Origin of the sequence: Tunturiibacter gelidiferens (assembly GCF_051013345.1) — a bacterium.
GTDB classification, from domain to species: domain Bacteria; phylum Acidobacteriota; class Terriglobia; order Terriglobales; family Acidobacteriaceae; genus Edaphobacter; species Edaphobacter gelidiferens_A.
This window is the reverse complement of record NZ_CP132939.1, coordinates 176,502-203,182: the sequence shown is the minus strand read 5'-3', so window position 1 is coordinate 203,182 and position 26,681 is coordinate 176,502. Positions and strand designations below refer to the sequence as shown.

Annotated in this window: 24 protein-coding genes and 3 pseudogenes; 10 read left to right on the top strand and 17 right to left on the bottom strand. The window is 57.5% G+C overall.

The genetic code is table 11. The annotated features are described in order from the left end of the window. Positions 1-834: 834 nt before the first annotated feature. Positions 835-1,501: pseudogene (locus RBB80_RS01000) on the top strand (IS6 family transposase). 258 nt (positions 1,502-1,759) lie between these two features. Here the strand turns inward: RBB80_RS01000 and RBB80_RS00995 are convergent. Both RBB80_RS00995 and RBB80_RS00990 read right to left on the bottom strand, forming a co-directional pair. After that, positions 1,760-1,993: pseudogene (locus RBB80_RS00995) on the bottom strand (hypothetical protein); the annotation flags it as partial. A gap of 36 nt (positions 1,994-2,029) precedes the next feature. Further along, positions 2,030-3,187: a hypothetical protein gene (locus RBB80_RS00990; RefSeq protein WP_433966506.1), complete on the bottom strand. Its 1,158-nt coding sequence runs from the start codon at positions 3,185-3,187 to the stop codon at positions 2,030-2,032. A gap of 162 nt (positions 3,188-3,349) precedes the next feature. Here RBB80_RS00990 and RBB80_RS00985 point away from each other — a divergent pair, with 162 nt between their 5' ends. Then, positions 3,350-3,553, top strand: a complete 204-nt coding sequence (locus RBB80_RS00985; protein ID WP_433966505.1) for a hypothetical protein — start codon at positions 3,350-3,352, stop codon at positions 3,551-3,553. 260 nt (positions 3,554-3,813) lie between these two features. On the opposite strand, the gene RBB80_RS00980 is transcribed toward RBB80_RS00985, so the two are convergent. Together RBB80_RS00980 and RBB80_RS00975 are read right to left on the bottom strand one after the other, a co-directional pair. After that, on the bottom strand, positions 3,814-4,959 hold the full coding sequence (locus RBB80_RS00980) for an aspartyl protease family protein (RefSeq protein WP_433966504.1): 1,146 nt from the start codon (positions 4,957-4,959) through the stop codon (positions 3,814-3,816). A 323-nt stretch (positions 4,960-5,282) separates the two neighbouring features. After that, positions 5,283-6,284, bottom strand: coding sequence for an outer membrane beta-barrel protein (locus RBB80_RS00975; RefSeq protein ID WP_433966503.1), 1,002 nt, complete (start codon positions 6,282-6,284; stop codon positions 5,283-5,285). Between RBB80_RS00975 and RBB80_RS00970 the strand changes: the two genes are divergently transcribed. After that, a protein-coding gene (locus RBB80_RS00970) for an IS3 family transposase (RefSeq protein WP_433963841.1) occupies positions 6,265-7,375 on the top strand; the annotation gives its coding sequence in 2 pieces (ribosomal slippage) (positions 6,265-6,518 and positions 6,517-7,375; 1,113 coding nt in all). The two genes, RBB80_RS00975 and RBB80_RS00970, sit on opposite strands and share 20 nt — an antisense overlap. A 12-nt stretch (positions 7,376-7,387) precedes the next feature. On the opposite strand, the gene RBB80_RS00965 is transcribed toward RBB80_RS00970, so the two are convergent. Next, a complete protein-coding gene (locus tag RBB80_RS00965) occupies positions 7,388-7,600 on the bottom strand; it encodes a hypothetical protein (protein ID WP_433966502.1) in 213 nt (70 codons plus the stop codon). A 622-nt stretch (positions 7,601-8,222) separates the two neighbouring features. Here RBB80_RS00965 and RBB80_RS00960 point away from each other — a divergent pair. Next, entirely contained in the window at positions 8,223-8,630 is a 408-nt protein-coding gene (locus RBB80_RS00960; RefSeq protein WP_433970040.1) for a DNA polymerase, read from the top strand. A gap of 93 nt (positions 8,631-8,723) precedes the next feature. Here RBB80_RS00960 and RBB80_RS00955 read toward each other — a convergent pair. Then, positions 8,724-8,900 (bottom strand): annotated as a pseudogene (locus tag RBB80_RS00955) (DUF4386 family protein); the annotation flags it as partial. A 1,010-nt stretch (positions 8,901-9,910) separates the two neighbouring features. On the opposite strand from RBB80_RS00955, the gene RBB80_RS00950 reads away from it, so the two are divergent. Further along, entirely contained in the window at positions 9,911-10,987 is a 1,077-nt protein-coding gene (locus RBB80_RS00950) for a rod shape-determining protein (RefSeq protein WP_433966501.1), read from the top strand. 152 nt (positions 10,988-11,139) lie between these two features. Here RBB80_RS00950 and RBB80_RS00945 read toward each other — a convergent pair whose 3' ends face one another. Next, positions 11,140-11,409, bottom strand: a complete 270-nt coding sequence (locus RBB80_RS00945; protein ID WP_433970038.1) for a VOC family protein — start codon at positions 11,407-11,409, stop codon at positions 11,140-11,142. 171 nt (positions 11,410-11,580) lie between these two features. Between RBB80_RS00945 and RBB80_RS00940 the strand changes: the two genes are divergently transcribed. Further along, complete coding sequence (locus RBB80_RS00940; RefSeq protein WP_433966500.1) at positions 11,581-11,886, top strand: MTH938/NDUFAF3 family protein; 306 nt, start codon at positions 11,581-11,583, stop codon at positions 11,884-11,886. 264 nt (positions 11,887-12,150) lie between these two features. On the opposite strand, the gene RBB80_RS00935 is transcribed toward RBB80_RS00940, so the two are convergent. Further along, the gene (locus RBB80_RS00935) at positions 12,151-12,606 is read right to left on the bottom strand and encodes a hypothetical protein (RefSeq protein ID WP_433966499.1); all 456 of its coding nucleotides are present in this window, start codon (positions 12,604-12,606) and stop codon (positions 12,151-12,153) included. 51 nt (positions 12,607-12,657) lie between these two features. Between RBB80_RS00935 and RBB80_RS00930 the strand changes: the two genes are divergently transcribed. After that, positions 12,658-12,792, top strand: a complete 135-nt coding sequence (locus RBB80_RS00930) for a hypothetical protein (RefSeq protein WP_433966498.1) — start codon at positions 12,658-12,660, stop codon at positions 12,790-12,792. Positions 12,793-12,907: 115 nt separating this feature from the next. Here RBB80_RS00930 and RBB80_RS00925 read toward each other — a convergent pair whose 3' ends face one another. Genes RBB80_RS00925 through RBB80_RS00905 form a run of 5 tightly spaced genes read right to left on the bottom strand, consistent with a single transcriptional unit; the run spans position 12,908 to position 16,278 of the window. Beyond that, entirely contained in the window at positions 12,908-13,711 is an 804-nt protein-coding gene (locus tag RBB80_RS00925; RefSeq protein ID WP_433966497.1) for a hypothetical protein, read from the bottom strand. After that, positions 13,704-13,934, bottom strand: a complete 231-nt coding sequence (locus tag RBB80_RS00920; RefSeq protein ID WP_433966496.1) for a hypothetical protein — start codon at positions 13,932-13,934, stop codon at positions 13,704-13,706. The genes RBB80_RS00925 and RBB80_RS00920 overlap by 8 nt, the downstream gene beginning before the upstream one ends. A gap of 32 nt (positions 13,935-13,966) precedes the next feature. Further along, a complete protein-coding gene (locus tag RBB80_RS00915; protein WP_433966495.1) occupies positions 13,967-14,989 on the bottom strand; it encodes an ornithine cyclodeaminase family protein in 1,023 nt (340 codons plus the stop codon). Continuing rightward, positions 14,976-15,545: a carboxymuconolactone decarboxylase family protein gene (locus tag RBB80_RS00910; RefSeq protein WP_433966494.1), complete on the bottom strand. Its 570-nt coding sequence runs from the start codon at positions 15,543-15,545 to the stop codon at positions 14,976-14,978. Before RBB80_RS00910 ends, RBB80_RS00915 begins: the two co-directional genes overlap by 14 nt. Next, positions 15,538-16,278: a FadR/GntR family transcriptional regulator gene (locus tag RBB80_RS00905; protein ID WP_433966493.1), complete on the bottom strand. Its 741-nt coding sequence runs from the start codon at positions 16,276-16,278 to the stop codon at positions 15,538-15,540. The genes RBB80_RS00910 and RBB80_RS00905 overlap by 8 nt, the downstream gene beginning before the upstream one ends. A 727-nt stretch (positions 16,279-17,005) precedes the next feature. Between RBB80_RS00905 and RBB80_RS00900 the strand changes: the two genes are divergently transcribed. The 3 genes from RBB80_RS00900 to RBB80_RS00890 all read left to right on the top strand — a co-directional run bounded on the left by RBB80_RS00900 (position 17,006) and on the right by RBB80_RS00890 (position 21,616). Next, complete coding sequence (locus RBB80_RS00900; protein ID WP_433966492.1) at positions 17,006-19,999, top strand: TonB-dependent receptor; 2,994 nt, start codon at positions 17,006-17,008, stop codon at positions 19,997-19,999. 289 nt (positions 20,000-20,288) lie between these two features. Continuing rightward, on the top strand, positions 20,289-21,404 hold the full coding sequence (locus RBB80_RS00895) for a hypothetical protein (protein ID WP_433966491.1): 1,116 nt from the start codon (positions 20,289-20,291) through the stop codon (positions 21,402-21,404). 32 nt (positions 21,405-21,436) lie between these two features. Then, positions 21,437-21,616 carry a hypothetical protein gene (locus RBB80_RS00890; protein ID WP_433966490.1) on the top strand — a complete coding sequence of 60 codons (180 nt, stop codon included), beginning with the start codon at positions 21,437-21,439 and terminating at the stop codon, positions 21,614-21,616. Positions 21,617-21,777: 161 nt separating this feature from the next. On the opposite strand, the gene RBB80_RS00885 is transcribed toward RBB80_RS00890, so the two are convergent. From RBB80_RS00885 to RBB80_RS00870, 4 genes are all read right to left on the bottom strand, one after another. Continuing rightward, on the bottom strand, positions 21,778-22,767 hold the full coding sequence (locus RBB80_RS00885) for a hypothetical protein (protein ID WP_433966489.1): 990 nt from the start codon (positions 22,765-22,767) through the stop codon (positions 21,778-21,780). 83 nt (positions 22,768-22,850) lie between these two features. Continuing rightward, positions 22,851-24,338, bottom strand: a complete 1,488-nt coding sequence (locus tag RBB80_RS00880; RefSeq protein ID WP_433966488.1) for a UbiD family decarboxylase — start codon at positions 24,336-24,338, stop codon at positions 22,851-22,853. Between the two features lie 156 nt (positions 24,339-24,494). After that, positions 24,495-25,418, bottom strand: coding sequence for a 4-hydroxy-tetrahydrodipicolinate synthase (dapA, locus tag RBB80_RS00875; protein WP_433966487.1), 924 nt, complete (start codon positions 25,416-25,418; stop codon positions 24,495-24,497). A gap of 71 nt (positions 25,419-25,489) precedes the next feature. Then, positions 25,490-26,569 (bottom strand): cupin domain-containing protein, encoded by a 1,080-nt coding sequence (locus tag RBB80_RS00870; protein ID WP_433966486.1) that lies wholly within the window; start codon positions 26,567-26,569, stop codon positions 25,490-25,492. Positions 26,570-26,681: the final 112 nt, after the last annotated feature.

Genomic DNA, 26,681 nt, shown 5'->3' with positions numbered 1-26,681 from the left:
ATCAATCGGACTCCGTTCTCTCCGGGTCCGTCACAAACAGCCTTCTTTCTTCGACAAACTATTCGCGATAGTTCGCCGATCAACAACCACGAGAGTGGTTGCGCTTGCACTTTATGTCTTCTCACGATAGGCCGGTCATCGGCGCATCGCGCCAGGTCCAAAAACTCTTGAGGCATACCTACTTTCGCAGAGCTCAGCCTGACCTTGCCACTTAAACTAATAAACGAGGCTTTGAATCTGTCGAAGGAGACTCCTGCAGACGCTCGAAGCCTTGCTTGGTTGGGGAGGGCCGCCTGTCAGACTAGAACGAAAACCTGGACCAGCGCAGTGTTTGTATCGGTGTAACTCCTGTCTCCTGCTATGTCGATCTTCCGACATAGCGTCATTAGCGTATTGAGTTGACAACGCCTTCTGGCTACCACGCCGCCATTTCTTATCGGGACAAACCGGTTCACCGCCTGGAATAAAGCTCCTGTCTCCGTGTTTATGTTTCAGTAGGTCGCGTCAACCATATGTGATCAGAATAGGAGGAGAAATGGAGTGTCAGTATTGGCGCCGCCACGGAGCATCGCTTCTGCAACGAAAGTGCGGAGATGGTCCTCATCGGTCGCACCAGGCAAAGCTCGCGAAAGTCGCAGAGGATCTCCACCAAGGAGCGCTAACTTGTCCAGACTGCTGATGTGTGATCGTCCGACAAGATGGTCACTGACGGCCCATCTTTCAAGGGACAAGCGGCCTGTACCATTCGGTCGAAACACGACTCGAGCCCAATCAAAACAACAACAACTGGTCGGGCATCGTCAACTTGCGCACGAAACCTGAAACACTGGTGGCATGAAGAGTGATTGCTTTCGTTACTCCGGCTATGGTTTCCCTTCCCAGATCATCAGCTATGCGGTGTGGGCTTATCATCGCTTCTGCCTGAGTTTCCGGGATGTCGAAGATCTTCTCGCCGAGCGCGGCATCATCGTATCCTATGAAACGATCCGGCAGTGGTGTGAGAAGTTCGGTCTCGACTATGCTCGGCGATTGAAGCGGCGAGAGGGACGGCTGGGCGACCACTGGCATTTGGATGAAGTCTTCATTCGAATCAACGGCCAGCAGCGGTATTTGTGGCGTGCCGTGGATCAGGACGGCGACGTGATCGACATTCTGGTCCAGCCGCATCGTGATCAGCGCGCTGCAGAGCGATTCTTTCGAAAACTCTTGCGTGGCCAGGGTTCGGAACCACTCCAGATCATTACCGATAAATTGAGAAGCTACTCCGCTGCCATGCGAAGCATCTTCCGCAACGTGACTCACAGGCTCCCATCAGCCGACGCGCCAACGGGAACGGCAAATGCGCCGATTCAAATCGGCCAGGCACGCACAACGTTTTCTCTCCCTCCATGATGCCGTCCGAAATCTGTTCCGTGTAGGCCGACACTTATTGAGGTCTAGCAATCACCGGCTCCTGCGATCGCGGTCATTCGCGGGCTGGCGGCAAGTGACCGCGGCCTAAGCGAGCGCAAGACCCGCAGCGTTCCCAGCTCAGAATGTCCCTCAACGTCTTAAGTTGACAATGCCCTCTCAGCGCCATTTCAACGCCTTCAATTGCAACGAATCCGGTTTGTGGGAAATACCTTTACCGCGCCACCGCAATAGATGGAAGCGCGTTCCCCGTTGTGGGCACTCGGGCGGAGTCCATTCCGATAATGGGCGCAACCTCCCGAAACCAGGTTTTTAGACACATCGGCGCCAAGACCTTCAGGCCTCTCAGTTACCCTGATGTGCGAAGAAACTCTCGGAAGTTCTTCACGAAATCGTTGAAGGTCTTCTGCTGGGGAGAATCCGGGGCCCAGCCAAATTTGAACGCGAGCGCAGGAATGCCGTAGCTGATGAAGCTCGCCTGATCCGACCTTACAAAACGGTTCTCATCCGGTTGCTTGTCGAATTGAACTTCGATCTCGTTCGATTGCGCAACTGCTCTAACATCGTTACCGAGACTCGATTCGCTGAGACCTTGGACCTCAAGGTATTCAAAGGGGGATCATTGTCGGTCAGCGGGTTTTACTTTCGGCAGCCAAACTTCAAGCTGTCCCTTCGGCGAAGGCAAGCCGACTCTCACCACATGCGCATTCGGATAGGCCTTCCGCAAAATCTCTGCGCATCGATTCGCTATTGCTAGATCCGACTCATTGAAGTATCTGACCTGCGCTGTGTCAGGCATCTTCTGAGTTGGGATTTTCTGCACCTTGGACTCGACGTTAGCAGAGGGCCAGCCGGAACGGAGGAGTTCAACGACCTTCGCGCCCGAGGCTGGGCTGTCCTGGACGTCCATCTGGACGTACATGTGCGGCTTGGGCGCGACCGAAGCTGGAGAACGGTCAGGAACGACCAATGCTTCCACAGGCTTCGGAGTCGGATGCGCAATGGAGGCAGTCGACCCATCGCCAAACTCGGAAAGCAGCTCCACGATCGGTTGGCTCTCATTGTCAGCGACGCTCACCGTAGATGATCCTGGATTGTCGCTGATGCTGAACCCGCCGATTTTTGCCAGCTGAGCCTTGACCGTTGCAGGATTGTCTACCTTCACGGTAAAAGTCATCTTGCCGAGTACCGTTCCGCGGATCAACCGCATACCCGGGTGGCCTGTGAAGTATTTCCCGCAATTTCCTTGGCCGGTGACCTGTTCCACCGACTTGTCGTCCATAATCTGAATCTGCGCGTCTGCGATCGTGTACTGGACGTTTTGCGATTGCTTCAGATTTACTCCAGCGCTATCAAGTCCCTGAAGGGCGCCAGACCCGAGGTTCGCGGCGAGAGCGGTGTCGCTAGACATCGTGTAGGAAGGGAATAGGTGCTGCGCAGCGAGCGGCTTCGGAAGTGGAGTGGGGACGCAATCTTCGAGGTCCGCTGGGACAGAACCGGCCGAACGGAGCAGAGTGCCCAATGGATATGCAGTCGTCGCCACGATCACGCTGAAATCTTTACCGCCGCCGTACTGTTTTAACACTCGGTCAGCCAGATCCTGTTGAAACTGATCGAAGTCGCCCACGCTCTGGGTAGTGATGTGATTTCCATTGCCGGTGGTGGTGGTGACGAGGGGATCCTTCGGCAGATGGGTGAAATGCCATGTAACGGCGACGACGATCAGGACGACTATGACAGCAATCAGTCCGACAATTTTCTTGCCTGTGGGAGTCATCTATCGAGTCCTCAGCGAAAATCGAAACCCCACATAGTGCTGGGCATCCAATCATCGTCTCAGAAAATGTCTTTTTCACATAGGGATTATGAAGCAGCTGTCACTCCGCTGTCGTGCTCTCATTCGCCTTGTATAGAAGAGGCAATTCAAGGGGTAAGTGGAGTGCGGGCGCTTGAAAGACATTACAAAGCCACAGAGTTGACTGAACTTTGGGGAATGAGCGTAAAGCTCGTAAGGAAGATCTTCGCCGCCGAGTCCGGCGTGCTGAAGGTTGACTGCCCGGAGCTGAGGAACAAGCGCGGATACTGTTCTCTCCGGATACCAGAAAGTGTTGCGATTAGCGTCCACAAGAGGATGTCGATATAGGGGCCGGACTGGAGAGGTTGATCGGTGCTGGGTTGCAATGGAATGCTGCCACTGAATGCAACGTGCTGCCACTGCCGGCATTTCCGATGCACTATTTTCCTGTCACCGGTACGATGAAATCCTGCCGCGTGGTGCAACCCAATCTTGCCACTTGAATGATTGCTCTCCAATTCACTTTTATCTAACAGAAAATAAATAGCTTAAAGACCGGTAACGCAGCTTATGTATAGCGAAAACGTCAATCCCTCGCGTCTGTCACCTTAAGGCCGTTCTTGGCAAAGAAGATTTCTTATTGCCAAACGAACAGTACGTTGGCTTCCGTGCGAACTGATGTCCACCTGAATCTCACGACCCGGTTTTCCATGCAGTTGGCTCGACAGATCTTCCTGAGGCATTTCGATCGTGCTTAGTCCATTAGCGGAAAGGATCTGATCGCCTACATTGAAATTTGCCTCCGACGCAGGAGTCGGACTCCAGACCGCCATAACAGTAAAGAACCCGGTAGGGTCTTTCACAAACTGAATACCGATGGTAGAGAAGCGATCTTGATCAGGCTTGAAGTTAGGATCAGGACTCAGATACAGAGAGTCATTCGCAAAATCGAGTAAAACGACAAATCGCATTAGGAAATCACTGCCCAATAGGCCGCTGATGTCGGGATTTGAAAGAATCCCAGCAGACGTCGGTGGTAGTACTCTCATTGGCAGGTTTTCATAAAAAGCACGTCCAATCAGCATCCGAGGGAAGCACACCAATTTAGAAGTCGCTGACGTTCCCGATGAACGAACACCATCAATGGCCGGCAGCGGCCGCTTGTCTTGATTCAGCTTTGACCATCCTCCCTGCGACAAGCTGCTGAAGTTCGTGCCGGTGTCAAGCAGAAACGACAACGGAACCCCACCAAATTTCAAGTTAGCGAAATATCGGTCACCGATTCTACGCAGTTTGATGGGAACGCCGTGATGTACAGCGGATATTGGGCCGAACGTGACAGACCCCGTGGAATAGTCGAGGGTTACCGCAAATTTGCCAAGAATGTCATTTCCTAAGATTCCGTCGATATGCACTCCCAACGCTTCGGAGCTTGCAGCCAAATCATCCGTCAACATTGTCATGTCTTTGATGCGAACAGATTGAATGTCTAAGTTGGGGATAAGCACGAGCTCACTTTGATCCGACGAATAGGGTTTCTGAATATTCGCAAATCCAACTGGGCGAAGTCCGAGTCGCTGTGCGAACTCCCGATCAAGGAGTGAGCGCTCTGCACCTGTATCGAGCAGCAGAACAGCCGGCGCTCTATCTATTTGGACTTCTACCAGCAAGGCCCCGTCAACATTGCGCGATTGTGCGTTCGAGGATTTGATCAAGGTTCCGCTCAAAATAACGACAGCTATGACCAACAGCATCCCTTTGAGGACTCGTGAGGCAGATTCCAGTGGGCATGTGCGTATTGGCGTCATGAGAATTGACCTGAGAGTGGAGGGACTCTTATTCAAGCTGCCAAAGTTGCGGATAAGAACCACACTGCAGCAGTGAGTGAACATACACGCGGCCTAAGCATTCTCGGATGCCCGGCAAACACTTCGAAATTGGGCCTATCGGAAGGGACTGTGGCTGGCAACAGCGTGCGCTGCTGCCAGCCATCCGATTTAGAACTTCACGAGGAAGGCGCCGGTTATCCGGTTCTCGCTGTTGCGAAGGTCGGGACTCCAGCCTGAGACAACAGAGCCTAGAGCGCCGGTGTTGCCTCCTGGCGGAGTAACGCCCCGGGACCGGCGAAGTAGGGGACGTTCGCCGCACGATGGTTGTACTCAAGGCGGTAGGTGAAGTACTGGCTCGGCATGTAGTCGGCGGTGACCGAAGCGTCCCACGCCTTGAACGGATCACCCGGATTCTCGGTGAAGTATGGCGTGCCAGAAGCAGCCGTCGCACCGTTGATCGGCGGCAGCAGCACCAGGTAGCGGCCGGGGTTGTTGATGCGTCCACCACCAAGGGTCAGACCGAAACGATCACGATCGAACCAGAGACGGTTGTAAAGCATAAAGCCGAGGAAGCTCTGTTTCGGGCCTTCGTTGGTATTGCCATGGCAGCTGACTCCGCCGCCGCTCTCGCATCCGGCGTCTCCGGTGAGGGTCATCGCAGCTTTGCTGATGACTGCATCGGGGCGGTCGTAGTACTTGTACTCGATGCTGTCGTCGGTGTGCAAGCGGGTGCGGCTGGGCAGGCCCAAGGCATCCTCGCCAAAACCGTACTGGTTGCCGATAAACTCCCACTTGCCGTTGGGCCGATACAGGATCTGTCCGCCGAGTCCAGGCCGGCCGTTGAACCGGCCGTAGGACTGCCATCCGTTGATGAACCATGGCTCGATCTTCAACTTGGCCGTGGGATACCACTGCACGCGCACGCCGTTGAAGAACCACGGTGTGTTCGAGGAGACGTAGGACGGCTGATAGGCCCAGTTGTCGAACTGGTAAAACGAGAACAGGCCGACGTAGGAGAGGAAGATGCCGGCATCCACGTTGAGGCCGTGCTGTACGTTGAAGTGGTAGCCGGCGTTGGCCTCACTTATATAACGATAGGCGTCGGCAAGGTCCCACTGCCCGCGCGCGGGGCTGGCATCATTGCGCGGCGTTGATGGGCCCCGGTAATTTTGAGCCAGGAGAAATGTTAGTCTTCGACCAAATCTAACCCTATGGCTGAGGAGGATTTGGATGAGGAAGAGACGGTTCACGGTAGAGCAGATGATTGGTGTGCTGAAGCAGGCGCAAGTAGGCGTTCCTGTCGCGGAGGTGATCCGCAAGGCGGGGATTAGCGAGCAGACGTACTACCGGTGGAAGGCGAAGTACGCTGGCCTAGAGGTGGACGAAGTTCGCAAGATGGCTCAGTTACAAGAAGAGAACCTGCGTTTGAAGCAGCTTGTTGCAGAGCTAACGCTGGACAAGACGATGCTGCAGGATGTGCTCTCAAAAAATGGTGAAGCCTTCGCGGCGTGGGCCGATGGTGGAGCGGCTGGTTGGAAGCTACCTGGTAAGCGAACGGCATGCCTGTCGTGTTCTACGCGTCCCTCGAGCGACCTACCGCTACCGAAGCTGTCTCGATCCACGGACTGAACTGCGGATGAGGATCCGCGAGATCGCTCAGGCAAGAGTGCGTTATGGATACCGCAAGATCCGCGTGCTGTTGAACCGCGAAGGCTGGGATGTGGGCAAGTACTTGGTGTACCGGCTGTACAAGGAAGAAGGACTGACGCTGAAGAGGATGAAGCCTGCCGGGAAGCGGAAGGCATCTCGAACTCGTGAGGATCGGATCAAGCCTACGGCTCCGAACGAAGCCTGGAGTATGGACTTCGTGATGGATCAGCTGCAGGATGGAACGCGGTTCCGCGCCTTGACGATCGTGGATGTGCATACGAGAGAAGCTGTAGCGATTCAAGTAGGACAGAGCCTGAAAGGAGACGATGTTGTGCGGACACTGAACCAGTTGAAGCTAGACCGTGGCGTGCCGAAGGTGCTGTTCTGTGACAACGGCAGCGAGTTCACCAGTCAGGCGATGGATCTATGGGCTTATCGCAACAGCGCTAAGATCGACTTCTCCAGACCAGGCAAGCCAACAGACAACGCCTTCGTTGAAAGCTTCAACGGAACCCTGCGAAGTGAATGTCTGAATATCCACTGGTTCCTCGATTTGAAGGAGGCAAGACACCTGATCGAAGCATGGCGGCAGGAATATAATGAGAGTCGTCCTCACGCAGCTCTCGATGACAGGACGCCGAGCGAGTTCGCCAGCCAGATCGCGGCTAGCCGCGATCTGGCTGGAACCTAAACAGGTCGAAGACTAACTCTGACCTTGGTACAGGAAAATTAGGCCCTTCAGCGTGGCCGTGGAGTAAAGACCAATCTGGCTCAAAACGCGGGCACGCACATTGTTTATGTGGAAGTCGCCGCCGATTCCAAGGTCCGTCAGTGTAACCTCGCTCGACCGAAACACTTCGCTCGATCCGACGATGGTGTCGTCCTTTGGGTGGCGGAAGTCGTAGGTATAGCTCACATCCGAGCGAATCTCGGGTGTAAAGAATTTGGTCGCATACGGAGTATCCTTGGTGCGTGCGTTGCCGTTGAGCCAGGTGAAGTCAGCAAAGGCGAACGGCTCCGAGTGCGGACTGGAGGGATCGGTGACCTCTGGCTCCGCTTCGCTAAGACTGGCGGGGGAACTGAGGCCTTTGCCGTCGTAGTGTGATGGGTTTCCGGCTGGGCTGAATTGGCTTGCTTCAGCTCTATGAGCTCCTTTTCAATCTCCTCCAGTTTGTTCTGCAACTGCTGGATCTTTTGGTCCTGAGCCGTCGGTGTCTGAGTATCTTCCACTGCCATTTGCAAGTTGGGCACAGTGGTCTGGGCTTTTAGATCTCCCACTCCAAGACGCAGGCCGATTAGCGCCAAACCCAGCAGCGATGGCCACTGAATGCGTGACTTAGTTATTGTTTTCACTTTACTTCTCCGTTTTCTCATGGCTCTTGCGAAAGGCGTTTATCTCATCGCAGGCCACCGAGAAGATAGCAATGATTTCGTGAGGAAGCCGTAACTAAATCGTAAAGAAGTTGTGTGTATTGGTTAGGCTCCCTGTACGAGGGGAACCTAAGGCCGTCCATGCCTCTTTCTAATCGTGTGATGTCATGGTGGAACGATGTCGAACTGTTGCCGACCCATACGTCGAAGAGGTCGAGCGTATTCGGGGCCTCTACAAGGTGGCCGATCTGGCGATCAAGTATGGGATCGGAGCGGCGACCCTTGCCACTAACTTAGGTCTACCGCAGTGGCAGACCGATCGGATGATCGCAAGCCATAGGAGGACGTATGCCACATACTGGGCGTGGGCTGAGTCGCAGGTGGAGCGGGCCTACCAGGAAGGCTATATCTCTACAGCGTTTGGCTGGAAAATGGCGGTGGACCGGAACACGCGAAGGAACACCGTATGGAACTTCCCCCAGCAAGCGGCATGTGCCGAGATCCTGCGACTCACCGTCATACTCGCTGTTGAATGTGGGCTTCGACATCGCCTTCGTAGCCGTGTTGGTCGCTAGCACCGCGATCATGCTGCTGATGGCCGCAGTCATTGCCAAAATCATCAGCCGGGCGAAAACACCTAAGCCTTGCCGCGTGTACCAATACGGTGTGGCAAGGAGATGATAAACATCCAGCAAGCCAAAGACAGCGCAGAGAGCGACGCCGGCGTACACCAACTGGAACCACACGGTAAGTAACGACAGCGCTCTGTTGACTGGTGCGAGCAGGACATACAGCGCCCAGGCAATGATGATGTCACCTATAAACGCTATGGGGGTATGGATCAAGATGAGTTGGGCATCTGGACATCACCTACGGGCGCTAAGGTCGCCTGGTTCAAAGACCCAGACGGAAATACTCTAAGCATCTCAGAACATCCTGAGTTGAAGGGCTGACCTCACAAGAGCTCTGATTCGATTCCTACTGTGCTGGTAAGTTCCGGATCGTCGGCAAGCCGGAAGTAACGGGGAATTTTCCTGATCCGCCGGGGCTTCGGTCCCTGTCGAATCGGTTTGTTGTCCACCACCCTGCAATTCCGTTTTCTTTGCGGCCTGACCTGCTTTCCCGCTGGCCCGCTCACGTGCGGTCGTCGCCGCGGCGTCCATCTCTGCCTTCGCCTCCTGCAACGTGTGTTGGAGCCGCAGATTTTCCTCGACGTACGCCCCCGAGATTCCTCGCCATTTCGCCGTCCACTTCCTCTAGTGTGCCGCTGAAGCTGAGGGCGCGCACAATGCGGCGTTTTCATCCTCCCTCTTTCTTGTTTGGATCACGTTAATGCGGATTCTATTCTTGTCGATACGAGCGACTGTCAACATCACCGTCCGCTCCCAAGAAGCGGAATCAGCTCTATGAACATACGTCCCCCTGTAAGAAACTAGTTCACTCACGTTCGGTGGAGGGCGCCGCAGGGTCCATACGGCGTGGATTCACTTTATTGTTTTTGGCTTGTCAGCTTGTCAGCTTGTCAGCTTGATAGCGGTGAGGCCCGGTGAGTTGGCGAGTTACTAGGGAAAAGCTAGTTTTCGCCAAAACTCAGCCCGCAACAATTGACAGATACAATCGCAGTAAGCTGTTTTTGGCTTGGGATGGTGATCCATCGATTTTGCGATCCTTCCGTTTGTCCTGCTGGATCGAACCCTATCCGCAGGTGATCAACAGCATCATCCAGGAACAAGAGGCTTACCCCAACTGGAGGGCACTCTTGGGGTGGACTGGATTCGGCCGACGAGGACTGAGGCTGAGGAACTGCGGTGGATTATCCTGCTTTTGAACAGGCAGCTTAGAAAGAAGCATTCGTATGTCACCTCGTGGTTTTTATTCAGGGACGTCGCGCGTGCACAACCTAAAGCCGCTCTTTAGCCTTCTCTCAAGCGACCTGGCCATCGATCTGGGAACCTCCAACACACTAGTTTATGTTCGTGGCAAGGGCATCGTGGTGAACGAGCCGTCCGTCGTAGCCATTAACAAGAACAGCGGTGAGGTGGAAGCAGTGGGAAGAGAGGCCAAGAAAATGCTGGGCCGTACACCGGGCCACATAGTTGCAATTCGACCGTTGAAAGAGGGGGTCATTGCCGATTTCAAAGTGACCGAGAAGATGTTGAATTACTTTATCCAGAAAGCGCACAATCGCAAAATGTCGGTGCATACACGCATTGTGATTGGTGTGCCCGCGGAGATCACGCAGGTGGAAAGACGCGCGGTCATGGACTCAGCTTACCGCGCGAAAGCCAGCGAGGTCTATCTGGTGGACCAGGCCATGGTGGCGGCGATTGGTGCCGGGCTTCCCACCAGTGAACCCACCGGAAGCATGATCATCGATATTGGGGGAGGTACCACGGATATTGCGGTGATCTCTTTGAGTGGCATCGTGTACGCCCGTTCTTTGCGAATGGCAGGAAACCAAATGGACGAAGCCATCATGACTTACGTGAAGCAAAAATATAACTTGCTGATTGGCGAACGCACCGCCGAGCGGATCAAGATTGAAATAGGGAGTACGTTCCCGCTCGAGAAGCCGCTGACGATGGAAATCAAGGGCCGCAGCCTGATTGAAGGGGTACCCAAGACCGTCATTCTGAATGACAGTGAAGTCCGCGAGGCATTGAGTCAATGGGTGTCGACGCTCATGAACGCCATTCGTGTGGTGCTAGAGCGCATACCGCCCGAGCTCTCAGCTGACATCAGCGACCGCGGCATCGTGCTCACCGGCGGTGGCGCGCTCTTGAAGGACCTGGATAGGCGCATCCGAGAAGAAACCGGACTTCCTGTCTCGATTGCCGATGACCCTCTGTGCTGCGTTGTTCTGGGGACTGGCAAGATGCTTGACGATTTCAAGCTACTACGGAAGCTCTCCATTGAGTCTGTGTCGGCCTGAACGGAGTCGAGCACTTAAACTGAGGCCCCCAGAAGTCGGCTTTGCTCCGGCCAACTTTCCGGGATGCCCGTCAGGCACAATGCAGAGGGGAGGCGCTGATCGACCGTTACCGCCATACACATCTCGTCTGGACACATTCTCTTGGCCACTCATTACAGCGGCCGAGCAAACGACAGCTCGTGGCCATCTGGATCGAGCACGTGGAAATAGCGTTCACCCCAAGACGCGTCCCGTGGAATTTCACGATCAAATCCTTTCTCCTTCAGATGTGTCCAGAACGCATCCACATCCGTAACGTGGAAGATCAGCCGGCCCCAGCGCGACATAGTGTCTCGTCGTTCGAGGTTTAGGATCGCAGATTCTGAATCGTTCGCTCGCAGTGAGGAGAAACTCGCCTGTTCTCCGCCGTAAAGCAGCTCCATGCCGAGCACATTTCGGTAAACTTCTCGAAGATTCTGACCATCGCAGAGCATGACGCGGAAAAGACCGCCTGCCCGCACTGCGGGAGTCACGAGGTAGAGCAGCGCTGGTCTGCCTTCTCTGCCATCACCTCAAAAAAGAGCGCCTGAACACAGCAGCACGAGGAGGCGCATATGCACTTCGACAAATTTTCCTTCGGTACCCTCCGAATCGACGGCAGTACGTATGAGCAGGACGTGGTGATCGACCGCGGAGAAATCCGCAAACGCAAGAAGACAGCTTCCAGGAGATTCAGTGACGAGTTTGGGCATACGCCCCTGTCCAGCGAAGAAAAGATACCCTGGAAATGCCACCGGCTTGTGATCGGCACCGGAGCGTACGGCCATTTGCCAGTTATGAAGGAAGTGAAACTTGAGGCGGAACGCCGCCACGTCGAATTGGTCATCCTACCGACCAGTGAGGCCATCCGGCTAAGATGATGGTCTTCTTCCATGACAGGCGTGGAGGTTTGCAGGGTCAAACAGCTCGCATACGCCTTGCGTCCTTCACATCGCCCCGTAGCGTCCCTCATGCGCTCCAGGACGAAGGGGCACAGCCTCCTTCTCGCGGCAACGTTGTGAACCTGATGGACGCTCTGCGAAAGAGCATCGGCGGTGACGAAAGCTCAGGTAGGCAAAGCTACGAAGAAGCCCGTACCCTCACTATGCGGGCCTATTCAGAGCTCATGACGGTTGGGTTCAGGGTTATTTCCAGAAGTGGACGAGGAGCATGAAGGTGGCGGTGGTGACGACGATCTGAATGAGTCCCCAGTAGAGGCCTATGCGAAAGATGTCGCGGTCTCGGCCTTTGACGTCGACGAGAGAGGCGGCAAAGCGGATAAGGGCGGGCTTGACTGCGTTGGTTGGTCCCATGGCTACGAGGTTGACAAGGCCGACCAGCAGGATAAGCGGGAGACCCAGCTTTACGGCCGAGGTGACCTGCATTTTGGAGAAGAGGAAGATGGCGGGAGCGCCCTGGCCGAAGGTCATACCGCCGAGGAAGATGAGGACGGCGTCGAGCACCTGATAGGCCATCTTGCCGCTTCCGGCGAGGACCTGGCCGAGGAAGACGATCTGGCTGGTGGAGACCATGAGGTAGACGGTGGCGCTGCCGAAGAGGAGCGTGCTGAGGCTGGACGCGCCGTGTGTGGTTCCGCGCACGAAGTCGGTGATGAAACTGGCTTTTTCAGGCGGACGGCGTAACAGGTTGCGATGGCGACGAACAAAGGGATTGCGGGCGTGGTGAGGAGATTGATCCGAACGGGGCTGAAGCCCCAGGCTGCGACGGAGAAGTCGAACGCCGAGAGCGCCCTGGCTATGGCAGGCAGTCGTGTGACGATGGCGTAGGCGATGGCCAGGAGGAGGGGCACATAGGCCTTGATCTGCATGGACCGTGTGTAGCGCAGGACGGGACGGAGGGACGCCGCGGTGTCGACTGCGGCGCTGGCATTCAGGCTGGGGTTCAGGAGGAGATTGCGCTTCTGGGAACGGCCGTAGAGCGCGAGGAGCGGAAGCGCGAGGACACCGCCGGCCATGAGCGTGAGTTCGTGGTAGCGGGGCCAAAGCTGGGTGAAGAGGACGATTCCGGTGATGTTGCTGAGGGACATGATCCAGAAGAGGGTCTGGCTGCCGCGCTCGAGGAAGCGGAAGCCGAGGATTCTGTAAGTCCCGTAGATGGAGACGAAGACGAGGGGATGGTGAGCAGGCCGGAGGCGCGGGCGATCTCTGCGACGGGAAGGCCGGTGGCCGTGCTGGCGATAACGGCGCCGATAAAGAGAGCGGCGAAAGGGATGCACCATGAGGCGTAGATGAGATATCCGGCGGCGGCCTGTACGCCGTCGAAACCAAGCTCCGCGAGGGCGGGGATGGCGACGGGGTAGACGGCATAGAGGTTGAAGGTGCCGACGAAGGCGCTGAGCAGGGTGACGAGGGTGAGGGCGCGGCCGCGGCGATCGCTGAGGGGCGAGAGCGAGCCGAAGGAGTCGAGGAGGACGGGGATGAGGCCGGTGGCGCGAAACGTCTGACCGAAGATCTGCCCGGACCAGAGGAGGATGAAGACGCTCCACATGGTGAGGTTACCCCAGAGGGCGGCCTCGATGCTTTTGACCAGCGAGAGATGGTAGTAGGCGATGACGACGAGGAACTCGACCGCGCAGGTAAGGATAGCGGTCATGAGAGCGCTGAGGCGGAAGACAAGAAAGCCGGCGACGAGCGTGGCGAAGGGAAGGAGGGCGAGGAGAATCTTGATGGCGTTTACGCTATGCACGGGTCACCGCCGCGAAGTGGGAGAGCTGCTTGCGCGCTATGTCTGAGTCGGAGTAGTTGAACATTGCGGGTGAAAAAAGAACAAAAACGAACTGCGGCGATCTTTCACTTCGTTCAGGATGACGACCCAAAATGAAGCGGGGTTGAGCACACCTATCCTTGATCTGGATTTGCTCCAACAATTCCGTGAGTTTTGGGAAGTAAGACCCGCCGCTTTGCTGCATCGTTCGTTCCTCCTTTGACGGTGCGCGCTGCTTCATCGCCCTGCGCTGCCCGGCGACGCGCGGCCGAGACGGGGCGACATGCGCTGAGGCGGAGAGAACGCGTAGCCTAGCCCGGAGGCGAGCGCTTGGCGATAGAGCTCGATGCCGAGCGAGAGATCGGATATGCCGACGCCAAGCGCTTTGAAGAGGGTCAGGTCGTCGGAGGCGGAGCGTGATGCCTGGTCGGCGACGATGGCCGCGAGGGGCCGGACTGCGCTCCATCGGGCGGGGTCCTCACCAAAGAATTCGACCATCTCACGGGAGAGCTTCTGTGCCTGAGGGATGCTGTCGGTGACGACGCGGGTGGAGCGGGCGAGGACGTCCTGGGCTACCTCGGCGCGGCTGGGCACGATGGCCCCGACGGAGTTTACATGGGCGCCAGGCCGGAGCATATCGGCGGTGAGGATGGGGTCGGAGGCGCGAGTGGCGACGGTGATGATGGAGGCGTTCTCGACGGCCTTCCTGACGCTGGCAACGTCGGCGACTTCAACCTGGAACTCGGACCGCAGGCGGGTGACGAACTGGGTGCGGTGAACGGGATCGCGGCTGAAGACGCGGATGTCGCGGATGGGTCGCACCGCGAGCACGGCGGCGACCTGGGTGATCGCCTGTTTGCCGGTGCCGATGATGGCGAAGCTGTTGGCAGCGGGTTCTGCGAGCCAACGGGTGGCGACGCCGGACGCCGCGGCGGTGCGCATCTGCCCGAGGGCGAAGGCTTCGATGATGCATTTGAGAGCGCCGGTGTTGGTGTCGAAGAGGATGAGGAGCGGTGTGGCTCCTGCGGGGGTATGGGTCCAGGTCTTCGTTCCGCAGATGCCTATGGTGGGGAAGACGGCGCCGATGGCGTGGAGGGTGGAACCGTCCCATTCGGCGTGGGTCTTGACCATGTTGTAGGCGGTTCCCTGGGCCTCGGCGAGCAGACCGCGCTCCAGGGCAGCGATGGCGCCGGGGATGTCCATCATGGAGACTACTTCCGATTCAGAGATCCAGAGTGGGCGTTGTTCAGACGTGGTCAAAGGCCGTTCTCCAGGGGCGGGATGGGAAGCGGGGGGCAGCGAGGTTGAGCGTGTTGACGATGAGCGCGTGCGACATGTACCGGCCGATGAGCATGAGAATGGCGATGGCCTGGGCGGGGCCGATGGCTTCGGTGACGGCTTTGAATTCGGGGGCGGCGCTGCGGCCTCCGCTCCGGACGGCGGAGAGGACAAGGCGCTGGACGAGCCGCTCCTGTTCGGAGAGGGGGCCGGGATCGTCGGGCGCGAGGCTGAGCACATCGCGGAGCCACTGCTGGCTGAAGCCGAGTTTGAGGGAAAGGCGCTCATGCTGGACTTGCTCGTAGGCGTTATCCATGAAGACGGCGATGGTGAGGGCGACGAGCTCGGTGAGGTTGTTGGGCAGGGCGTGTTTGAGGTGTTCGGTGAACTCGAGGAAGGCGAGGAGAGCCTCGGGCTGGTGGGCGGTGCATTGGAAGAATTCTCCGAGGTAGCCCAGACGCTCGACGCGGGGGCGCAGAAATGCGACGAGCTCTGGCGGCATGTCGCGGGTCGAGAGACGGGGGATGAGATCACTCATGGTCGGAGGTCTCGAGGTGGCATTGAACGTCGACGACGTGAGAGCTCATGACGCGCTTTGCGAGGTCAGCGTCGCCGCTTCGGACGGCCTCGAAGATGTCGCGGTGGTATTGCACGACACGGGTACGCATCTCCTGAGTGCGTTTGGAGCGGAGGATGGAGTCGCGGATGGACTGATTGACGGCGTTGACGACGATGTTCATAACGGGGTTGTGAGCGGCTTCGGCGACGCAGCGATGGAAGTCCATGTCGAGCTTCCGGCTGAGCTCTCCGCCTTCGAGCTCTTTTTCCTGGGCGATGACAATGGCTTCGATGGCGAGGAGGTCTTCGGGAGTGGCGCGTGAGGTAGCGAGCCGGGTGATCTCCGGCTCGAGGATGGAGCGCATCTCGGTGAGGTTGGCGCTCTTCGCGGAGCCAAGCTTGACGACGGTATTGAGGGACTCTGCAAGGGCGTTGAGGGCGTTGTCGAAGTCTGCGACGAACGCCCCGCCGCCTGCGCCGCGTTTGATGGTGATGAGCCCTTCCTTTTCGAGGGCGCGGAGGGCCTCCCGGAGAGCAACACGACTGGTCTGAAACTGCTCGGCCATCTCGCGTTCGGGGGGCAGTTTGTGGCCGGGGGCGATGAGACCGCGGAAGATGGCCTGCCGGATCTGGTCGGCGACAGGCTCGTGAACGCGGCGCCGCTTCACCCCCACGATTTTGAAGGAACCATCGATAAGAAGATCATCTGCCATGTCTATGACCTCATGTGAATGTAAGCTCACGGTCTTACTTTATACCAAATCAGGCTAGAGAGATATGTGGATGTTTCTCAAAGCGCCGAGATGGGCGCTATCTGCTAATCGTGCTGGGATAAATTTGGAGGCAGCAGAGGTATTTGACGGTCGTCACGGTCCTATAAATAGAAGAGATTGTAGGGATGCGGGGTGGGACGCCGGTGCTTGAAACGGTGAAGACATCCAGGAAGCGAAAAATGCTTGTTGACACGTGAATCGCTCGAAAGGTATAAGTTCATGCCGAAGATTAAAGAGGGTAGATCCAGTGCTCTGCGGACCGCCATTTCCAAAGCCGGGGTCGCCAATGGAGAGCATTTCACGCTGCCCCCGCCTATACCCCAAGTTGTCGCGACGAAGGAGGGTTGAGGCCTTCCGACCGAAGAGGCGCTTTCAAGGCGACGGGATCGGCAGTTTAGAAGGCGGCACATAGCAGAGGTTGAAAACTGGGGGTCGAGATGAAGTGCACGAAACGGAATTTTGCTGTTCAAATAGTGGTACTTTGGCTGTTTTTGCTGGCTCTGCCTGGATATGTGCTTGGACAGAGAACCAGTGGAACGATTCTGGGCATCGTGTCCGATTCGAGCGGTGCGCAGATCGCTGGTGCGAAGGTTTCGGTAACGAACACTGGGACGGGGGCGACGCGGACGGTGACGTCGGGGGAAATGGAGGGTACGAGGTTGCGGGCTTGCCGGCTGGATCGTACAAACTCCAGGCAATCTCGACGGGGTTCAAAGCGGAGATCCGACAAGGTGTGGATCTGACGGTGGGCGCGACGATCACGGTAAACCTGTCGCTGCAGCCTGGTGCGGTGTCGGAGACGGTGGTGGTGACGGATCAAGCTCCGCAGGTGGATACCGCCTCTTCGGCAATCAGCGGCGTAGTGGGCGAGCACATGATCCGGGAGCTTCCTCTGAACGGGCGCGACTGGCTGCAACTGGCGACGCTGCAGGCGGGGGTAGTCGGGGGACTGGGGCAGCAATCGACGCAGGGGTCGCCTACGAACTCGCGTGCGGCGCGTGGCAATGGACAGAATCTGTACATTTCAGGCAACCGGCCGACGGAGAACCTGTACCTAGTGGATGGGCTCATCGTAAACGACTATGCCAACTCGTCCCCGGGGAGTGGCCTGAATGTGAACCTCGGGGTGGATGCGGTACGCGAGTTCGCAGTGTTGACGAGTGGGTTTTCGGCGCAATACGGAATGACGTCAGGAGGGGTGATCAACGCGGCGTTCAAGTCAGGGACGAACAATTTTCACGGGACCGGCTTCGGGTTCTTCCGGAACAGCGCGCTCGATGCGCGGAACTACTTTGACGGACCCAGTGTGCCGCCGTTCCATCGCTATCAATATGGTGGTGCTATCGGCGGTCCGATCAAGAGAGACAAGATCTTCTTCTTCGGAAACTTTGAAGGCCTGCAGCAAGCGCTAAGCCTTTCGGAGAACTCGTTGACGCTTTCGAACTCCGCGCGCATGGGGGTGGTGCCGAACCCGAACGGCTCAGGGACCATCACGGTGCCCATTTCGGCCAGCATCCAGCCTTTTCTGGCGGTATTCCCGGTAGCGAATGGAAAGGACAACGGGGATGGGACGGCTTTCTACACATTTCCCGGCGCACAGACGGGCCATGAGTATTATGCGGTCGGAAAGGTCGATTTCAACCTGTCACCGACTACGACATTTTCTGCCAGCTACCAGTGGGACACGTCCTCGCTGGTTGCTCCGGACCTGTTCAACCAGAAGCTGACCGGCTCGCCTTCGAACCATGACAACGTCGCGTTGTCGCTACAGCATTTCTTCACTCCGAATCTGTTGAACACCGCGCGTCTGGGGGTGAGCCACACGTATGCGACGGACTCGGAAGATACATCGGCGTTGTCACCTATAGCTACGGACACTTCGCTGGGTTTCGTTCCGAATAAACCAGTTGGCGTATTGACTGCCGGTACGCTGCTGACGGCGGGCGGCCTGGGAGCGTCCGGCGCGGACATCTTCCACTTCATCTCGTACCAGGCCTCGGACGACCTGAACTGGGTGCGCGGCAATCATACGCTGCAGTTCGGCTTCAGCTTCGAGCGGATCACGGATAATTTCAGCTCGGTGAATCTGCCGTTCGGCGAGTGGGACTTCGGCTCTGTACAGGACCTGCTCGAGAACATTCCGTTGACCTTCTCGTCCGACCAGCCGGGGACAAACGGAGGGCGGAGTCTGGGGAGCGACGTGTACGGGGCGTATGCACAGGATGTGTACCGCGTGACCCCAAAATTGACGATCACGGCGGGGCTCCGTTACGAGACGAATACGCCGGTGAATGAGGCCAACGGCAAGGTTGCGACGCTGATCAACCTTACGGATGCGCTCCCACGGCTCGGGGGTTCTTTCATCGGAAATGGGAACCACCTGAACTTTGCTCCGCGTCTCGGTGCAGCGTTCGACCCGTTTGGAAACGGGAAGACCTCCATCCGCGCCTCGTTCGGGCTTTATGACGTGATGCCTCTGCCGTACCTGTTCGTGAACCGAACGCACGGTGTTCCCTTCTATGTCACGGGCGTGGCGCAGAACCCGCCGGGCAGCGCGTTCCCCAATGGCGGCCTGAATCTACTGACTCCGCAGTCTTCGGAGGTGGTGTACGTGCAGCAAAATCCACCGCGCGCTTACAACCAGGCGTGGAACCTGAGCGTACAGCAGCAGCTTACTTCGGACACCGCGCTGACGATTGGATATGTGGGATCTCACTCAGTACATATCCCGCTGAACATCGACGATATGGACCAGGTTCCGCCGTCGCTAGTTACGACCGCGCCGAACGGGCAGCTTATCTTTCCGATTCCAGAAGGAGGAAAGACGAGCAACATCCAGCGGATCAATCCGCTCTACGGTCGCATCGAAGGAATGGTGTGGAGCGATTACTCGGTATACCACGGCCTGTTGACGAACATCAGTAAACAGTTGACGCATGGCTTTGCGCTGCAGGGAACATATACATGGGCCAAAAGTATGGACGAAGGATCGGCCACCTTCAGCGACAACGAATATGACAACACCGTGGGGCCTTCCTATGCCTTCGATCTGAAGCTGCAGAAGGGCGTCTCCGACTACAACATTACGAATAACCTGATCGTCAACGGTCAATGGAACATTCCTGTGCCTTCGAGTTTGCGCGGCGTGGCCCGGGGAGTCGCGGGAGGATGGCAGCTCGGCGGGATTACGCAATACCATTCGGGCGAGCCGTTCTCGGTTCGGCTGACGTCGGACCAGGCATTCACTGGAAACAGCCGTACGCATAGCAGCGCTGGCGGCCAGAGACCGAACTTCAACCCAGCGCCGGGTTGCACGACAAACGCAATCAACCCGGGTCAACCCTCGAACTACATTAAGACGAGTTGCTTTTCCTTTCCCGCTCCCGGCGTTCTTGGCGACCTGGGACGAAACACCCTGCGCGGACCCAAGTATGTCGACGTGGATGCTTCCGTGTTCAAGAACATTCCTTTGATTCACGATAAGTACAACGTGCAGCTTCGGGCGGAAGCCTTCAATGTGCTGAATCACACGAACTTCCGCACAGTGGCTACGGGCCTGTTCAACAAATCAGGAGGCATCCTTACTTCGGCCGGGCAGTTACCTGCGCCTACGTTGACGACGTCAAGGCAGATTCAGTTTGGAGCTAAGGTTGTCTTTTGAGAAATGTCGGTGTGAAGGTTGTGGTTTGATCAAACCCATGTCCGAGAGTTCGTTCACGGGCACCCTTATTCCTTTCCACTTTCCTAATTTTACGCCATTGCTTTAGAGGAGAAACAAAGATGAAATGCCGAGATCTTCTCCCCTTTAGCCAGCTTGAGTTCATATTCGAGGTATTAGTCGTTTAGCAGTTAGCGCAAACAGAGCCGGCATTCTGATGTGGATGCGGAACCTCTTCGATACTGACCGGTGCATCCTCTTGAGGGGCGCCGCGCAACCCATAGGAGAATACGTGAGAAGCCCAAAAGACATTGCGATGGATCTCAGGTTAGGCCGGATCTCCCGGCGAGAGTTTGTACAACGCGCCGCCGACGGCGCGTTTAGCCTTGCGGCAACGTACTCTCTGCTGGGACAGGCGGCACATGCTCAAACGAAGACGGCTGCCCACGGGCATGATTCACATCATGCGGCGAGCATCGATGAAGGATACGATCCCAATCAGACGAACTTCGACTCCTACGCGGAGTGGCTAAAGACGGAGGGCATTCCGGTGTACCGGGAGTTCGCGATCTCGGACCTGCGGGCGCTGGAGCTGAAACCCTGGGGCAGGGTGGGCGGGTTCGGAGCGCATGTGAACCTAATCGGCGGCGAGGGGGTGAATACAGCGTACGTGTGCGAGCTGCCTCCTGGTGCGGCGACGAAACCGCAACGCTACCTATTTGAAGAGACGCTCTACTTCCTGGATGGAGAGGGTGAGTCCGAACTGTGGGTGCCCAAGGGCCACAAGTATTCGGTGCAGTGGAAGGCGGGCAGCGTGTTGGGACCGCCACTGAACATGTGGCGGCGACACATCAATCGCGGGAGCAAGCCGGCGCGCTTTGTTTCGGTGAATAATGCGCCGGTTGCGATCGATCTTTTCCATAACGCCGATTTCGTGTTCAACAACGATTATGTTTTTCGCGACCGCTTCGATACGGCGGGCGACTTTTTGAAGAGTGGTGACGATAAGCTGCACATGAAGAATGTGAAGAGCGCCGAGAGTTCGAAGGGCGTGTACACGTTCCATGGGAGCTTTATCGAGGATGCGCGCTCGATCGGGGTAAAGCGCTCGTCGTCGCGGGGCAAGGGGAATTCGAGGATCGAACTGGAGCTTTCAAACAACACCATGCAAACGCACATCTCGGAGTTTTCAACGGGAACGTACAAAATGGCACACCGACACGGTCCAGGGTCGCATGTGTTGACGCTGAATGGCCAGGGCTACACGCTGTTCTGGAAGGGATCGAACCGTTACTCCGACGCACCCCTTAAGAGAAGGGTGGACTGGGTGGATGGAAGTTTGACGGTCCCCCGGATGGATGGTTTCATCAGCACTTCAACACGGGCCGCGATGCTGCGCGATACATAGCACCGAACTGGGGCGGCGATGGCAGGTGGTTTATGGAGGGCCTGGGCGGCGGCGGGTATACCCACATGTTGGACTCGCTAGACGTCAAGAAGGGCGGCAACATGATCGAGTATCAGGATGAGGACCCGCAAGTGCTCGAGTTGTACTTGGCTGAGCTCGCTAAGTCCGGGATCAAGTTCAACATGGATACCAAGAAGACGGTTGAGGACTGATGGACGATGGTCGAAGCAGGTGTAGACCGCCGGCTAGAACAGGCGAAGGACGGAATAGACACACAAAGACAATATAGAGTTCCTAATCCTTCTCTAACATTCGGGGCAGGATGGCGATGTCGAAGGGATAGGTTCGGGGTGGTAAGCGATGTTGCATCGCTCTAGACTTTGAAAAATTTGCTTACTTCGGCGGGGAATAATTCTTCGATCGTTACTCTCCGCTGGGTAACTCCCTGCTCGTTGCAGAACTGGAGGAAGGCGTCGAGCGTCTTTCGGTTGGCGTCGATTCCGTAGGGCCAGAAGTTGTCGCCTAGGACCTCCTGGGCGCGGTCGTACGCGTGATGCGACCAGGGAATAGCGATGCGCGAGTTGACGATGCTCGAGAGCCGCCGCAAGCTGTTGGCCTTGGCTTCCTCGAATGCACGAAAGAGGTTCATAGCGATCCAAGGGTGACGGGCGAGAGTCTCGTTCTTGATGACGATGACGTGCATGATCGGGAAAACGCCTGTCTGCCGGTAGTAGTCCTCTTCGATGGCACGGTAGTCGGGCCAGAGACGGGCGATGCGGGGATCGCGTGCGAGGAACGCGGCTGGCTCACGAGCGGAGATGATGGCATCGAGATCGCCGGCCAATAGCATTTCGTTGAGGGAGCGATTGTGTGCAGTTTCGATCTTGACTCCGGCAGGGAGGGAGAGCTCCACCTTTTCAGTTCGCCCTGCCTGGTTGACGCCGGACTGTACCCAATGGATATCGGCGAGATTGACACCGCATTGATGCTGCAGGAAGGCGCGAGCGTAGACCCCCGCTGTCTGCGCCCACTCCGGTATACCGACGCGACGGCCCGCGAGGTCTTGGGGAGTGCCGAGAGCGCCGCGTGAGGCGACATACAGGGCCGACTGACGGAAGACGCGGGAAGGAAAGACGGGGATAGCGCGAAAAGGCTGGGTGCCTGCGCCGACCAAAGAGACATACTTCGCCATGGAGAATTCGGAGACGTCCCATTCGCCAAAGGAGAACATGCGGAAAAAGACCTCTTCGATGGGCAGTTCCATCGGGGTCAAGTTAACGCCTTCGATTCGTACGCGGTTGTTTAGCAGATCTGCGACGTGGTCGTAGTTGCTGATTGCCATGGAAATCGGGACGCCCGGCATTTGGTTCTCCTCGGTGAGGCTGACACGTTAAGGAAGTAGCGGGAATTCGTATGCGCTTCCCTGCTTTCAGGGCCATGGGTGGACTAGGCGTGTTTGAGGAGGTGGCCCCACTTGCGCAGGGTTTCGGATCGAAGCTCCACGCTGGACTCGGCGACCGGCGGAAATTCCTTCATCCATTCGTAGGGTCGTACTGCCATGATGACGCCGCGGGAGTTGTGGGCCTCACCGGCACGTTTTCGCGGGTCGAGCGGGCCGCTCCAGGCTTGACGAATGAACTCGATGTCTTCGCTGGGGTCGCAACGCGTCGCCATGGCCCAGAGGAGGTCGAAGGTGTTGCTTGGGTCGATGTCGTGGTCGACGACGACGACGAAGCGGCCGAGGTAGTTTCCGGCGTGAACATTGGCAGCGAGCATAGCGGCCTGACGAGCGTGTCCTGCGTAGGCCTGTTTGATGGAGATAACGTTGAAGAGCCTGCCACCGCCGGCCTCGTGGCACCAGACGCCCTCGACGCCAGAGAGTCCGGCGCGCTCGACCTGATCCCAGATCATGGCGGACTTGATGACGCACTTGCTAAGGGTGTAGTCGGAGGGCGGCCGCATGGGGCAGGCCATGGTGAGGATGGGATCATTGCGGTAGTAGGCGCGCTTGATACGGAGGACGTTGTCGGCGCGTTCGGCGCTGGCATAGTAGCCTGTCCACTCCCCGAAGGGGCCTTCAATCCGAAGGTCGTCGGGCAGAATTTCGCCCTCGAGGACGATCTCCGCGTTGGCAGGCATCGGCAGGCCGAAGAGCTCGCTCTTGAGCGTATCGAAAGGAGCGCCGCGATGGCCACCAGCATGGGCAAACTCAGCGACACCGTAGCTGACTTCGTTGCCGGATGAGAGAAAGAGCAGCGGATCGTGGCCGCAGCAGACGACGACGGGGCAGGGTTTGCCCATCTTGAAGTACTTCTCGCGGATGATGCGTCCATGCTTGCCGGGTGACATCCACAAACCGAGCGTGTTGCGGTCGTGCACCTGGGCTCGGTAGGTGCCGACGTTTACCCAACCGGTGTCGGGATCTTTCATGATGACGAGGTCGGCCGTACCGATGTAGCGGCCGCCGTCCAACTCGTGCAGGAAGGGCACTGGGAATTTGTAGAGGTCAACATCCTCGTCGCGGTCAACGTTTTCGAGTGCGGCGCCGGCTTTTACAAAGACGTTGTCGATGAGCTGGAAGTTCTTCATGCGGTCGCGATATGCGCGGACGATGTCGAGAGGACGCTTGGACAGGGGGAGACCGAGTGTAAGCGCCAGCCGCTGTGGCGAATTGGTCATCCCGGAGAGAACGCGGAAGCCGGGAGGGTAGCCGGGGATGCTTTCAAAGAGGATCGCAGGCGGGTTCTCGGGGTGCGCGTGATAGATCATCTCTGCGACGGCGCCCATTTCAAGCTTCCAGTCGACGCCGGAGACACGTAAGAGCTCGCCGATGCCCTCGACGCGCTCCAGCCAGTCGCGCAGATCAGTATGCGGTTCGGAGAAGGCTCCAAAGTTTGAGGGGGCGATGGTCTGGGGATTGTCTAATGCGTTCATGGTTCATCTCCTTGACGTTGGACAGGCTCTAGGGCTGAAACAAAGCAGAGTACCTTGCCCCCGAGCAAAAACAAAGACGAATACCGGTTCCTTCATCTCATTAAGGATGACGACCTAAAACAAACAACGACGGAAGAGCAGTTTCTGGACAAGTTCTCACGGTACGGAGGCATGGGATGGCTCGAGTAATCCAGACCTCTGCAGCACGGAGTCCAAGATCGGTTCGTTCGCCTGAGCGAGTGAGACGAGCGGCAGACGCAGCTCTGGAGAGTCGAGCAAGCCGAGTCGCGACATCATGTACTTGAGCGGGACGGGGTTGGTGTCGATGAAGATGGACTGGTTAAGCTCGAAGAGCTCGACGTGGATCTCGCGGGCGCGGGCGAGGTCGACTTGCTGGACCGCCGCATAGAGCGCCGCGACGCGGGCTGGAGCGAGATTGCCTACAGCGTTCATCAGGCCGCTGCCGCCGAGAAGGAGCATAGGGAGGCTGAGCGCCTCGACTCCACAGAAAATCCGGAACTCCGGTCCGAGGCCGATGAGCAGCTCCGTGAGGAGTTCGAGGTTTTGGTCGGCGTGCTTGAGTCCGACGAGATGAGGAAGTTGTTCTGCGATGGCGATGACCGTTTGGGCCTTAATAGAGACAGCTGCGCGTCCTGGGATGTGATAGATCATGAGCGGCAGACGGGTGCGCTGTCCCAATGTGACGAAGTAGTCGATGAGGCCGCGCTGCGAGGGTTTGATGTAGTAGGGCGTGACCACGAGGGCGGCATCGGCGCCTGCCTGCTCCGCCTGTGCGGTGAGCTGGGCCGTCTCTGTAAAGGACTGCGAGCCGGTTGCGGCGACGACCTGGATTCTGCCGGCGATGACCGAGATGGCAACCTTGAGTAGCTCGGTGCGCTCTTCGACCGAGAGGCTGCTCGGCTCGCCGGTGGTACCGGCGACGACTATGCCGTGGGAGCCTTGCAGGACCTGTCGCTCAACGAGTTCCGCAAATTTCTCGTAGTCAACCTTCCCTCCTCGAAATGGTGTAATCAAAGGAGGGAAGGAGCCACGCAGGAAGGTCTTCTGGAGAGACATCATATAAAGGCTGGCTCCTTGCGGGGCTTCCGAGTGGAAGCCGGTTTGCTAAGTGGTTGACCCAAGGTAGGTGATCAGGCTCGACGGTTGGTCGTGAAGCCCTCGTTTGCGCCGAGCAGTTCGATGGGCTGGTCGAGACTCTCCTGCCAGAGCAGCGAGCCCATCCAGATATTGAGTGGACTGTCCTGGACGGTAAGCTCGTAGACATCCTGGTCGAGTGAGGCGTGGTTGTGAACAGCCCATCCAGGAGCGGAGAGCATCAGGTCGCCCGCCTTCCACGGATATCTGACACCTTCCACTACGCTGTAGCCGCTGCCAGCGAAGTAGTAGTTGATGGCGGCGCCTGTATGGCGATGGGGGCGGTCAACAATATTCTTCGGGCGAATGCACATGGTGGCGAAGAAGTTGCTTGTAGTGCCATTCGTGCGGCCAGTCGCTGGATTGTAGAGCAGGTAGAGGCGGCGTCCGCGGTAGGACTGTCCGAGCGACGCCAGCTTGTCGAGCTCCGTCTTGACGCGCGGCCAGGGGAAATAGTGGGAGGCATGCTTCATGACGTCCGGGTTGATCAGCTTCTCGTAGGGCATCAGGAACGAGCCGTCGTCGGAGATGGGGAAGGTGCCGAAGGGGCTCTCGGCAGAGGAGTGCTCATCGTAAGTCTTCTTTTTGCCGCTCTGCTTCGGATCTTCTTCGATGATGTGGACCTTCATCTTTTCGAGCAGCGGCGAGTTGCTGTAGGTCAGCCGCACCTGCAGATCGCTGGTGTTGTTTCGGTGCTCGTAGATGACCCAGGGTGGGGTGTTGAACACGTCGTACTGGCCGTAGTGGATCTCCTTGCCGTCAACGGTCGCCTCGCCTGCTCCGCGGATGCAGAAGTTGACCTGCGAGGAGTTGTGTCGGATAGGCGCGGTGCGTTCGCCCGGCTTCAACACGGAGAGGGAGACATCGATGCCGGGAGCCAGGCCCTCACCGGCACCGCTGAGCGGATTGGCGATGCGCGAGACTCGTCTGCCATTGGAGGGTGCGGCGAGATTTGCCAACCGCTCCACCTCTGCATCGATGGCTTCTTTCGGAATCGTTACCGCGGGAATCAGGTCCTGCTTCTTCTCTACCAGACCTGTCCGGTCTGCAAAGTAAAATCCGCCGTTGTGCTCCATGATGCTCCTCCTCCGTGCCTATGCTGTCCCTTTCTGCTCCGCTCGGACGAAAACGACACGCGGTGAGCGCGGCGAGGCGGCCGGGGTCCTCAGGACAGCAAATGAACTATAG

What these genes read in the sequence shown, in the direction of transcription:
- RBB80_RS00980 (WP_433966504.1), bottom strand. Translation starts at nt 4,959, where the DNA reads ATGCTGTTGGTCATAGCTGTCGTTATTTTGAGCGGAACCTTGATCAAA.
- RBB80_RS00960 (WP_433970040.1), top strand. Translation starts at nt 8,223, where the DNA reads ATGGTGGAACGATGTCGAACTGTTGCCGACCCATACGTCGAAGAGGTC.
- RBB80_RS00885 (WP_433966489.1), bottom strand. Translation starts at nt 22,767, where the DNA reads ATGCCGGGCGTCCCGATTTCCATGGCAATCAGCAACTACGACCACGTC.
- RBB80_RS00920 (WP_433966496.1), bottom strand. Translation starts at nt 13,934, where the DNA reads ATGCAGCAAAGCGGCGGGTCTTACTTCCCAAAACTCACGGAATTGTTG.
- dapA (WP_433966487.1), bottom strand. Translation starts at nt 25,418, where the DNA reads ATGATGTCTCTCCAGAAGACCTTCCTGCGTGGCTCCTTCCCTCCTTTG.
- RBB80_RS00940 (WP_433966500.1), top strand. Translation starts at nt 11,581, where the DNA reads ATGCACTTCGACAAATTTTCCTTCGGTACCCTCCGAATCGACGGCAGT.
- RBB80_RS00950 (WP_433966501.1), top strand. Translation starts at nt 9,911, where the DNA reads ATGTCACCTCGTGGTTTTTATTCAGGGACGTCGCGCGTGCACAACCTA.
- RBB80_RS00890 (WP_433966490.1), top strand. Translation starts at nt 21,437, where the DNA reads ATGGAGGGCCTGGGCGGCGGCGGGTATACCCACATGTTGGACTCGCTA.
- RBB80_RS00930 (WP_433966498.1), top strand. Translation starts at nt 12,658, where the DNA reads ATGGCGACGAACAAAGGGATTGCGGGCGTGGTGAGGAGATTGATCCGA.
- RBB80_RS00880 (WP_433966488.1), bottom strand. Translation starts at nt 24,338, where the DNA reads ATGAACGCATTAGACAATCCCCAGACCATCGCCCCCTCAAACTTTGGA.
- RBB80_RS00905 (WP_433966493.1), bottom strand. Translation starts at nt 16,278, where the DNA reads ATGGCAGATGATCTTCTTATCGATGGTTCCTTCAAAATCGTGGGGGTG.
- RBB80_RS00945 (WP_433970038.1), bottom strand. Translation starts at nt 11,409, where the DNA reads ATGGAGCTGCTTTACGGCGGAGAACAGGCGAGTTTCTCCTCACTGCGA.
- RBB80_RS00870 (WP_433966486.1), bottom strand. Translation starts at nt 26,569, where the DNA reads ATGGAGCACAACGGCGGATTTTACTTTGCAGACCGGACAGGTCTGGTA.
- RBB80_RS00990 (WP_433966506.1), bottom strand. Translation starts at nt 3,187, where the DNA reads ATGACTCCCACAGGCAAGAAAATTGTCGGACTGATTGCTGTCATAGTC.
- RBB80_RS00910 (WP_433966494.1), bottom strand. Translation starts at nt 15,545, where the DNA reads ATGAGTGATCTCATCCCCCGTCTCTCGACCCGCGACATGCCGCCAGAG.